This window comes from Streptosporangium sp. NPDC006013 (genome assembly GCF_040614275.1).
Taxonomy (GTDB): domain Bacteria; phylum Actinomycetota; class Actinomycetes; order Streptosporangiales; family Streptosporangiaceae; genus Streptosporangium.
This window is the reverse complement of record NZ_JBEXUE010000021.1, coordinates 35,746-45,831: the sequence shown is the minus strand read 5'-3', so window position 1 is coordinate 45,831 and position 10,086 is coordinate 35,746. Positions and strand designations below refer to the sequence as shown.

Below are 10,086 nucleotides of genomic sequence, written 5' to 3'. Positions count from 1 at the left end.
CACGAGTGAGGACAACGCTCGGTACACGGTTGTCAGGCCGACGGTGTTGCCCTGAGGTGGCACGGTGACGATCGTGGCGGGTGATCCACTATGTATGTAGGTGCCCTGACATTGGACATCCTGCTCGGCGAGGTCCACTCGCTGAAGCAGAAGCGCTCGGTGGTGCGTCCCATCGTCGCCGAGGTGCAGCGACGGTTCCCGGGTGTGGCCGTGGCGGAGACCGGTCATCTCGATCTGCACCGCCGTACCGAGATCGGGATCGCGGTCGTCTCCGCCACTGCGGCCAACTGCGGTGCGGTGCTGGACGACTGCGAGCGGCTGATCGCGTTCCGCCCGGAGATCGAGTTGCTGTCCGCCAGACACCGGCTCTACAACGAGGACGAAGACTAGGTGTGGAGACGGCCGGCGGCGGAGGCACCCCTCCCGCCCCGGCCGTTCCCACAAGAAGGGGGGAGCTATGGACGCCGCACGAGCACGCAAGATCGCCGACCGGATCCAGCAGGTCGTGGCGGAGATGCTGGAGCGCCGGATCAAGGACCCCAGGCTGGGGTTCGTGACCGTGACGGACACACGAATCACCAACGACCTGAGCGATGCCACGGTGTTCTACACCGTTTTCGGCTCTGAGGCGGAACGAGCCGACTCCGCCCTGGCGCTGGAGAGCGCCAAGGGGCTCATCCGTTCGGAGGTGGGCCGCCAGACGGGGCTGCGCCACACGCCGACGCTGACGTTCACCCACGACCCGCTCCCGGACACCGCCCGTCACCTGGAGGACCTGCTCGCCGAGGCGAAGGCCAGGGACGTGGAGATCGCCAAGCGGGCCGAGGGGGCCCTGCACGCGGGGGACGCCGACCCCTACCGCAAGCCCGAGGACAGGGATCACGACTTCGGGGACGAAGAGGACGAATCCTCGGAGCGCGCGGGACGCTCCGCGACGTGACGCCCGATCCGCGTGCCGGCGGCCCGGTCTCCGGCCAGGACTGGGACCGGGCCGTCGAGCTCATCTCGGCCGCGGACGAGGTCGCGCTGGCCTGTCACGTCTCGCCCGACGGTGACGCGCTCGGCTCCACGCTGGCCGTCGGGCTCGCGCTGCGCGCGGCGGGCAAGCGGGTCACCGCGTCCTTCGGTGACCGGAGTTTCCATGTGCCCAGGCTGCTCCGCTTCCTGCCGGGGCAGGACCTGCTGACCGACCCCGCGCACTATCCCGCGGTACCCGAGGTGATGGTCACCTTCGACGTCCCCACCGCCGAGCGCCTTGGCACGCTGGCCGGCAACGCGGTCAGGGCACGAGAGCTGATCGTGCTGGACCACCACCCGTCCAACACCGGGTTCGGCACGCTCAACCTGATCGACCCCGCCGCCGCAGCCACCGCCGTGCTCGCCGAGAAGTTGATCCGCAGGCTCGGCCTGCCGATCGACGGGGCCATCGCGACCTGCCTGTACGTCGGGCTCGTCACCGACACCGGCTCGTTCCGGCACTCCTCCACCACCCCGCGGGCGCACGCCATGGCCGCCCGGCTGGTGGCATGCGGGCTTGACCCCGAGCAGATCGCCCGTGAGCTGTGGGACCGTTCCCCGTTCGGCTACCTGAAGGTGCTCGGTGCCGCGCTGGAGCGGGTTCGGCTGGAGCCCGAGGTGGGCGGCGGCCTGGTCTGGACGTTCGTCACCCGGGCCGACCGGGCCGCGTACGGGCTGCCGTACGACGAGGTGGAGGGGATCATCGACGTGGTCCGGCGCACCGACGAGGCGGACGTCGCCGCGATCCTCAAGGAGGACGACGAGGGCGCCTGGCAGGTCTCGACGCGCTCCAAGGGCGGGGTGGACGTCTCGCGCGTCTGTGCCGAACTGGGCGGCGGCGGGCACGCCAAGGCGGCGGGTTTCACCTCCCACCTGCCCGTCGAGGAGACGATCGCCAGTCTCCGGGCACTGCTGTAGAACTCTCCTGACACGTCTGTCAAAGGAATCCCATTGAGCACGGCTCGCGCCAAGCGCACCCCGCCGCCGAGCGGGCTGATCATCGTCGACAAGCCCGCCGAGTGGACCTCACACGATGTCGTGGCCAAGCTCCGCGGCATCGCGGGCACCCGCAAGGTCGGCCACGCGGGCACCCTCGACCCGATGGCCACCGGGGTGCTGGTGGTCGGCGTCGAGAAGGCCACCCGCCTGCTCGGCCACCTCGCGCTCACCGAGAAGGGCTACGACGCCACGATCCGCCTCGGCCAGGCCACCAACACCGACGACGCCGAGGGGGAGATCATCGCTACGGCGTCGGCGGCGGGTGTCACCGAGGAGGACGTCCGCAAGGGGGTCGCCGCACTGACCGGTCCGATCATGCAGATCCCGCCGCAGGTCAGCGCCATCAAGGTGAACGGCGAACGGGCCTACAAGCGAGCCAGGGCGGGGGAGGAGGTCACGCTCAAGCCACGCCCGGTGACCGTGTCGGGTTTCGAGATCACCGCGGTGCGACGGCACGGCGACCTCGTCGACGTCGACGCCTCGGTCTCCTGCTCCAGCGGCACCTACATCCGCGCGCTCGCCCGTGACCTGGGCGCCGGTCTGGGCGTCGGCGGCCACCTGACCGCCCTGCGCCGTACCCGGGTGGGCCCCTACGACCTGTCGGCGGCCCACACCCTGGAGGGGCTCGCCGCCGAGTGCGTGATCCTGCCGATGGCCGATGCCGTCGCGGCGGCCTTTCCCCGCCGGGACGTGACCGCGGCGGAGGCGGGCTCCGTCGCGCACGGTGGACGGCTTCCCGCACTGGGTATGGGGGACGGGCCCATCGGGGTGTTCGGCCCCGACGGCACGCTGGTGGCACTGGTGGAGGAGCACGGCAAGATCGCCAAGTCCCTGGCGGTGTTCGTCCCCTGACGGCCGTACCGTGGTGGGTGCGCCTTCGACCGACGTCAGGGGGCACGTCGACGCCAAGGGGCTCCCCGATTGGGGAGAAGGTCCAAGAGCATGGCAGGCTTTAGGGGTCGATCCGCTACAAGGGGAAGAGGCTGCGGTGCGAGGCTGGCACGGATTGGACGACGTGCCCGAAGACTGGGGCAGGTCCGTCGTCACGATCGGCGTCTTCGACGGCGTTCACCGCGGGCATCAGCAGATGGTGGCTAGAGCCGTCGCGATGGCCGCGGATCTTGGAGTGCCCTCGGTGGTGGTGACCTTCGACCCGCATCCGGAGGAGGTGGTGCGGCCCGGCACGCACCCTCCGAGGCTGACGACGGCCAGGCACCGCACCGAGCTGCTGGCCGGGCTGGGGGTCGACGCGGTGTGCGTCCTGCCGTTCACCCTGGAGTTCTCCCGGATGAGCCCCGACGAGTTCGTGCAGACCGTGCTCGTCGACCGGCTGCACGCCGCCGGGGTCGTGGTGGGGGAGAACTTCCGCTTCGGCCACAAGGCCTCCGGTGACGTGGAGACGCTGCGCACCCTCGGCGAGAAGTACGACTTCGTGGCCGAGGCGGTCCCGCTGGTCAGCGATGGTGAGACGATCTCCTCCACGCTGATCCGCGAGCAGATCGCCTCCGGTGACATGGAGGCGGTCAGGCTGACGCTCGGCCGCCCGCACCGGGTCGAGGGTGTGGTGGTCCGCGGCTACCAGCGCGGCCGGCAGCTCGGTTTCCCGACGGCCAACCTGGAGTCGCCGGAGTTCACCGCGATCCCCGCCGACGGCGTCTACGCCGGCTGGCTGCAGGGCGTCGAGACCGGCAACCTGCCCGCCGTGTACGGCGGCGAGCGCTGGCCCGCGGCGATCTCCGTGGGTACCAATCCGACCTTCGAGGGCGTGCCCCGCACCGTCGAGGCGTACGCGCTCGACCGTGACGATCTCGACCTCTACGGCGCGCACGTGGCCGTCGACTTCGGGCCGAGGCTCCGCGGCAACACCAGGTTCGACTCGATCGAGGCGCTCATCGAGCAGATCCACGCGGACGTGGACGAGGTGCGGCGCCTGACCGGCTGATCTCTCCCGCACGACCCTCGCGCCACAAGGGCCGTCACCGTCCTCGCGGGGCCCCTTGCGAGGGGCGGTTCACGGGGGCCGGACCCATGGGGCTCCCGCATGATGTGCGGGGGCTGCGAGGCCGATGGTAACCTGGCATGTCAGCTCTGTAATCGGTGTTCTCGTGATCCCGATGCTGATCTCGCCACGGCGACTGTAGGCACGCACGGTCGTTCGGGGAGCCGGAATTGCGCGTGCCCGTAGAGGTTCAAGGAGAGAAGTGTCGCTCGACACCGCCGCAAAGAAGCAGATCATCGGTGACTACGCCAAGGGTGAGACCGACACCGGTTCGCCCGAGGTGCAGATCGCGCTGCTGAGCAAGCGCATCAGCGAGCTCACCGAGCACCTGAAGGTGCACAAGCACGACCACCACAGCCGTCGCGGTCTGCTGCTGCTCGTCGGCCGCCGCCGCCGGCTGCTGAAGTACCTGCAGAGCAAGGACATCGCGCGCTACCGTTCGCTCATCGAGCGGCTCGGCCTGCGCCGATAGAGTCATGAGGGAGCGGCCTGCATGCCGCTCCCTCATCTCATATGGTCCGGTGTCGGCGCGTCGCGCCATGAAGACACCGCTCCAGTGAGCAAACTGAATAGCCGAGACAGTGCCCCGCGTCCGCAAGCAAGCGCGCCCCACGGCGTCGGAGGGCCGGTCCTCGGTAGTGGCCCCCGGTCATCTTGGCACAAGCCATACGGAACCGGGCGCTTCGATCGAAGACCGGCGCTGCACCTACGGGGAGCCGGCAACACGACGAACCAGGCGCGACACGTGCGTCTGGCCGGACGCGGGCGACCGACCCACAAGGAGGTCCCCCGTGGAGGGTGTCCACAGCAGCGAAGCCGTTATAGACAACGGCTCATTCGGCACGCGTACCATCCGGTTCGAGACCGGGCGGCTCGCGCGCCAGGCGGCGGGTTCCGCCGTCGTCTACCTCGACGACGACACGATGGTCCTCTCCGCGACCACCGCGTCCAAGAATCCCAAGGAGAACCTCGACTTCTTCCCCCTCACGGTGGACGTCGAGGAGCGGATGTACGCCGCGGGCCGCATTCCCGGCTCGTTCTTCCGGCGTGAGGGCCGTCCCTCCGAGGACGCCATCCTCACCTGCCGCCTGATCGACCGGCCGCTGCGCCCCTCGTTCGTCAAGGGCCTGCGCAACGAGATCCAGGTGGTCGCCACCATCATGGCGCTCCACCCCGAGCACCTGTACGACGTCGTCGCGATCAACGCGGCGTCCCTCTCCACCCAGCTGGCGGGGCTGCCGTTCTCCGGCCCGATCGGCGGCGTCCGCGTCGCACTGATCGAGGGCCAGTGGGTCGCCTTCCCGACCAACTCCGAGCTGGCGAACGCCACCTTCGACATGGTGGTCGCGGGCCGCGTGCTCGACGACGGCGACGTCGCGATCATGATGGTCGAGGCCGAGTCCACCCGCGACACGCTCAAGCTCGTCGCCGAGGGGGCCATGGCGCCGACCGAGGAGACCGTGGCGCAGGGCCTGGAGGCTTCCAAGCCGTTCATCAAGGTGCTCTGCGAGGCGCAGGCCAAGGTCGCGAAGGTCGCCGCCAAGGAGACCGCCGAGTACCCGCTCTTCCTCGACTACCAGGACGACGTCCTGGAGGCCGTGACCGGCGCGGTCAGGAGCGAGCTCGCCGCCGCGCTGACCATCGCGGGCAAGCAGGAGCGCGAGACCGAGCTCGACCGGGTCAAGGCCCTGGCGCTGGAGAAGGTCGGACCCGACTTCGAGGGCCGTGAGAAGGAGATCAGCGCCGCCTTCAGGTCGCTGACCAAGAAGCTCATGCGCGAGCGCGTCATCGCCGAGGGCGTCCGTATCGACGGCCGCGGCGTCAAGGACATCCGGCAGCTCAGCGCCGAGGTCCACGTCGTGCCCCGGGTGCACGGTTCGGCCCTGTTCGAGCGCGGTGAGACCCAGATCCTGGGCATCACCACCCTCAACATGCTGCGCATGGAGCAGATGATCGACACGCTCAACCCCGAGCGCACCAAGCGCTACATGCACAACTACAACTTCCCGCCCTACTCCACCGGCGAGACCGGCCGCGTGGGCTCTCCCAAGCGGCGCGAGATCGGCCACGGCGCGCTCGCCGAGCGGGCGCTGCTGCCCGTCCTGCCGCTGCGCGAGGAGTTCCCGTACGCGATCCGTCAGGTCTCCGAGGCGCTGGGTTCCAACGGCTCGACCTCCATGGGGTCGGTCTGCGCCTCGACGATGGCGCTGCTCGACGCGGGTGTCCCGCTCAAGGGCATCGTCGCGGGCATCGCGATGGGGCTCATCAACGAGGGCGACCAGTACGTCACGCTGACCGACATCCTCGGGGCCGAGGACGCCATGGGCGACATGGACTTCAAGGTCGCCGGCACCAAGGACGTCATCACCGCGCTCCAGCTCGACACCAAGCTGGACGGCATTCCGGCCTCCGTGCTGGCGGCCGCGCTGAAGCAGGCCAAGGGCGCCCGCCTGGCCATCATCGACGTGATGCAGGAGGCCATCGACTCCCCGGCGGAGATGAACGTCACGGCCCCGCGCATCATCACGATCAAGATTCCGGTGGACAAGATCGGAGAGGTCATCGGCCCGAAGGGCAAGATGATCAACCAGATCCAGGACGACACCGGCGCCGAGATCACCCTCGAGGACGACGGAACCATCTACATCGGCGCCACCGACGGCCCGTCCGCCGAGGCGGCCAGGTCGGCGATCAACGCCATCGCGAACCCGCACATGCCGGAGGTCGGCGAGCGCTACCTGGGCACGGTCGTCAAGATCGCCGCCTTCGGCGCCTTCATCTCCCTCATGCCGGGCAAGGACGGCCTCCTGCACGTCTCCCAGATCCGCAAGCTGCACGGCGGCAAGCGCATCGAGAACGTCGAGGACGTCATGAACGTCGGTGAGAAGATCCAGGTGGAGATCGCCGAGATCGACTCGCGCGGCAAGCTCTCCCTGGTGCCCGTCGAGGTCATCGAGAAGGAGGCCGCGGCCAAGGCCGAGGCCGGCGACTCCGACACCTCTGCGGCCCCGCAGGCCGAGGCGCCCGCCGACGACCGGCCGCGCGAGGAGCGGCCCCGCCGCACCCGTACCCGCAGCAGCGGCAGCCGTGGCGGAGGGGAAGACCGCAACTCGTGATCACCACCACTCTGCACCCCGGTAAGGAGGGCTCCGGGGTGGTGAAGCGCACCGTCCTCCCCGGTGGGCTCCGGGTGGTGACCGAGTCCATGCCGACCGTGCGTTCCGTCGCGGTCGGCATGTGGGTCGGCATCGGATCGAGAGACGAGTCCCCCCAGCACATGGGCTCCTCCCACTTCCTTGAGCACCTGCTGTTCAAGGGGACCCCCACGCGGGACGCGCTGGAGATCTCCGCGGCCATCGAGGGCATCGGCGGCGAGATCAACGCCTTCACCGCCAAGGAGTACACCTGCTACTACGCGCGGGTCCTCGACGAGGACCTGCGGGTGGCGATCGACGTGCTCGCCGATGTGGTGACCTCCTCGCTCATCACCCCCGAGGACGTCGAGGCCGAGCGTGGCGTGATCCTGGAGGAGATCGCCATGCACGACGACGACCCCTCCGACGTGGTGCACGAGCAGTTCTCCGCCGAGCTGTACGGTGACACGCCCGTCGGCAGGCCGATCCTCGGCACCGTCGACTCGATCACCGCGGTCACCCGCGACCGGATCGCCGAGTACTACCGGCGCTACTACCTGCCCACCCACACCGTGGTGTCGGTGGCGGGCAACATCGACCACGAGCGGGTCGTGGCCCTGGTCGCCGCGGCCTACGAGCGGGCGGGGGCCCTGGGCGGGGACGCCTCGCCGGTTCCCCCGCGCGTGTCGGGGCCCGGTGTCGAGGCCCGCTCGGGTACCCGGGTGGTGCACCGGCCGACCGAGCAGGCCAACCTGGTCCTCGGTACGACCGCGCTGACCCGCACCGACGATCGCCGCTTCGCGCTCGGCGTGCTCAACGCGGCGCTCGGCGGCGGCATGTCATCGCGGCTGTTCCAGGAGATCAGGGAGAAGAGGGGCCTCGCCTACTCGGCCTACTCCTACACCTCCGCCCTCGCCGACACCGGCCAGTTCGGCATCTACGTCGGCTGCCTGCCGTCGAAGATCGACGACGTGCTGAAGATCTGCCGCGAGGAGGTGCTCCGCGTGATCGCCGACGGCATCACCGAGGAGGAGATCGTCCGGGGCAAGGGTCAGATGCGCGGCGGTCTCGTGCTCGGCCTGGAGGACACCGGCTCCCGGATGTCCAGGATCGGCAAGGGCGAGCTGGTCTTCGACGAGCCGCTCTCGGTCGACGACCTGCTCGGCAGGATCGACGCGGTGACCCCCGAGGAGATCACCGCGGTCGCCGCGGACGTCCTCAACCGTCCGATGTCCCTCGCGGTCATCGGCCCCTACGACGAGGACAGGGACTTCAGCGCGGCGCTGGCCGGCTGACGACCCCGTCTGCGAGCGGCCCCGGCGCGTTCCCGCGCCGGGGCCGTCCGCGTCTTCGGGGCGGCTCTCCGGACCCGGTGGTCCGCGACGATCCGGCGGGCCCGCACGGTATAGCCTTGGGGCCGTGATCAGGGTTGGAGTTCTCGGCGCCCGAGGGCGCGTCGGTGTCGAAGTGTGCAAGGCCGTCGAGGCGGCGGACGATCTGGAGCTGGTCGCGGCGGTCGACCAGGGCGACCCGATCGAGGAGCTGGAGCGCGCCGAGGTGGTGGTCGACTTCACCCACCCCGACGTCGTCATGGACAACCTCAAGTGGTGCATCTCCCACGGCGTCCACCCGGTGGTCGGCACCACGGGCTTCGACGCCGGGCGGCTGGCGACGGTCAGGGGCTGGCTGGCCGCCAACCCGGGCGTCAACGCGCTGATCGCCCCCAACTTCGGCATCGCGGCGGTGCTCATGATGCACTTCGCCCAGCAGGCCGCCCGCTACTTCGAGTCCGCCGAGATCGTCGAGCTGCACCACCCCAACAAGGCGGACGCGCCCTCGGGCACCGCCCGCCACACCGCCGAGCTGATCGCCGAGGCCCGGCGCAAGGCGGGTTCCGCGCCGATGCCCGACGCCACCAGCACGGAGCTGGACGGGGCCCGCGGCGCAGACGTCGACGGGGTGCGGGTGCACGCGGTACGGCTGGCCGGGCTCATCGCCCACCAGGAGGTCATCCTGGGCGGCGCCGGCGAGATCCTGACCATCCGCCACGACACGATGAACCGCTCGTCGTTCACCCCCGGCGTGCTCCTGGGCGTGCGCCGGGTCCGCGAGCTCCCCGGCCTGACCGTCGGCCTGGAGCCCCTTCTCGACCTCTGACGGGTGTGACGAGGCCGGTCACCACACGTCCTCGCCGCACCGCTCCTCGGCCCCCCCGGGGCTCCCAGGGGCTCCGGGGGGCCGTTCGTCGCGCGACCATGACGGGACCCGAGCCTGCCTGACCGCTCTGTCACGGCACCGGGTTCCGGCAGGAGGTGGGCAGGCTCGACGGCCGCCGAGGCGTCATCTCCCACCGGATAACCCTTGTGGTCTGCGCGCGGTGCCGCGGTATCCTCCGGTTCCATGACAAGCACTCGATCTTCGACTGCGACCGAGGTCCGCTGGGCGCGGTCGGAGGAGCTGGCCGGGCTGGTGGCGGTGGAAGTCGCGGCCGACGGGATCTTCGCCGAGGTCGGGATCACCTTCCCGCCGGGGACCACGATGATCGAGGAGACCGAGGACCCCGGTCGGGTGCTCGTCGCGGGTGACCCGCCGATCGGGTTCGCCATGGTCGGCCTGGTCGACGGGCAGCTCCACCTCGACCAGCTCGCCGTCCATCCCGACCACGGGCGCCGGGGAGCCGGCGGGTGCCTGCTGGAGGCCGTCTGCGACCACGCGGTCTCGACCGGGCTGGCCGCCGTGACGCTGACGACCTACCGCGACGTGCCCTGGAACGCCCCCTGGTACGCCCGGCACGGCTTCGCCGTGCTCGACCCCGCCGAGTGGGGTCCGGAGATGGCGGAGCTGGTGCGCCACGAGCGGGAGCTGGGCATCGAGATCGCTCCCCGCGTCGTGATGCGCCGCGTCCTCTGAGCCGCCCGTTGCCTCTCCGGCAGGAGC

10 protein-coding genes are annotated in these 10,086 nt (G+C 70.3%); all 10 read left to right on the top strand.

Features of this window, described 5'->3' with window-relative positions; translation table 11 throughout:
* Window positions 1-90 precede the first annotated feature (90 nt).
* The 10 genes from ABZ260_RS05765 (at window position 91) to ABZ260_RS05720 (ending at window position 10,059) form a co-directional block, all read left to right on the top strand.
* Window positions 91-390 carry a DUF503 domain-containing protein gene (locus ABZ260_RS05765; RefSeq protein WP_030904200.1) on the top strand — a complete coding sequence of 100 codons (300 nt, stop codon included), beginning with the start codon at window positions 91-93 and terminating at the stop codon, window positions 388-390.
* Between the two features lie 67 nt (window positions 391-457).
* Window positions 458-940 carry a 30S ribosome-binding factor RbfA gene (gene rbfA, locus ABZ260_RS05760; RefSeq protein WP_350913038.1) on the top strand — a complete coding sequence of 161 codons (483 nt, stop codon included), beginning with the start codon at window positions 458-460 and terminating at the stop codon, window positions 938-940.
* Window positions 937-1,935: a DHH family phosphoesterase gene (locus tag ABZ260_RS05755; RefSeq protein WP_355613374.1), complete on the top strand. Its 999-nt coding sequence runs from the start codon at window positions 937-939 to the stop codon at window positions 1,933-1,935. Before rbfA ends, ABZ260_RS05755 begins: the two co-directional genes overlap by 4 nt.
* A 33-nt stretch (window positions 1,936-1,968) precedes the next feature.
* Window positions 1,969-2,868, top strand: a complete 900-nt coding sequence (gene truB, locus ABZ260_RS05750) for a tRNA pseudouridine(55) synthase TruB (RefSeq protein WP_355561306.1) — start codon at window positions 1,969-1,971, stop codon at window positions 2,866-2,868.
* A gap of 136 nt (window positions 2,869-3,004) precedes the next feature.
* The gene (locus tag ABZ260_RS05745) at window positions 3,005-3,958 is read left to right on the top strand and encodes a bifunctional riboflavin kinase/FAD synthetase (protein ID WP_343973847.1); all 954 of its coding nucleotides are present in this window, start codon (window positions 3,005-3,007) and stop codon (window positions 3,956-3,958) included.
* Between the two features lie 259 nt (window positions 3,959-4,217).
* A complete protein-coding gene (rpsO, locus tag ABZ260_RS05740) occupies window positions 4,218-4,487 on the top strand; it encodes a 30S ribosomal protein S15 (protein ID WP_030904195.1) in 270 nt (89 codons plus the stop codon).
* Between the two features lie 319 nt (window positions 4,488-4,806).
* On the top strand, window positions 4,807-7,131 hold the full coding sequence (locus ABZ260_RS05735) for a polyribonucleotide nucleotidyltransferase (protein WP_355613372.1): 2,325 nt from the start codon (window positions 4,807-4,809) through the stop codon (window positions 7,129-7,131).
* Complete coding sequence (locus ABZ260_RS05730) at window positions 7,131-8,444, top strand: pitrilysin family protein (RefSeq protein ID WP_355613378.1); 1,314 nt, start codon at window positions 7,131-7,133, stop codon at window positions 8,442-8,444. The genes ABZ260_RS05735 and ABZ260_RS05730 overlap by 1 nt, the downstream gene beginning before the upstream one ends.
* Window positions 8,445-8,568: 124 nt before the next feature.
* Window positions 8,569-9,306: a 4-hydroxy-tetrahydrodipicolinate reductase gene (dapB, locus tag ABZ260_RS05725; RefSeq protein WP_355613370.1), complete on the top strand. Its 738-nt coding sequence runs from the start codon at window positions 8,569-8,571 to the stop codon at window positions 9,304-9,306.
* Window positions 9,307-9,549: 243 nt separating this feature from the next.
* Window positions 9,550-10,059 carry a GNAT family N-acetyltransferase gene (locus ABZ260_RS05720; RefSeq protein WP_355613368.1) on the top strand — a complete coding sequence of 170 codons (510 nt, stop codon included), beginning with the start codon at window positions 9,550-9,552 and terminating at the stop codon, window positions 10,057-10,059.
* Window positions 10,060-10,086: the final 27 nt, after the last annotated feature.

Bases quoted from the DNA above. Each gene is read 5' to 3' on its own strand.
- ABZ260_RS05765 (WP_030904200.1), top strand. From the start codon at position 91: ATGTATGTAGGTGCCCTGACATTGGACATCCTGCTCGGCGAGGTCCAC.
- rbfA (WP_350913038.1), top strand. From the start codon at position 458: ATGGACGCCGCACGAGCACGCAAGATCGCCGACCGGATCCAGCAGGTC.
- ABZ260_RS05720 (WP_355613368.1), top strand. From the start codon at position 9,550: ATGACAAGCACTCGATCTTCGACTGCGACCGAGGTCCGCTGGGCGCGG.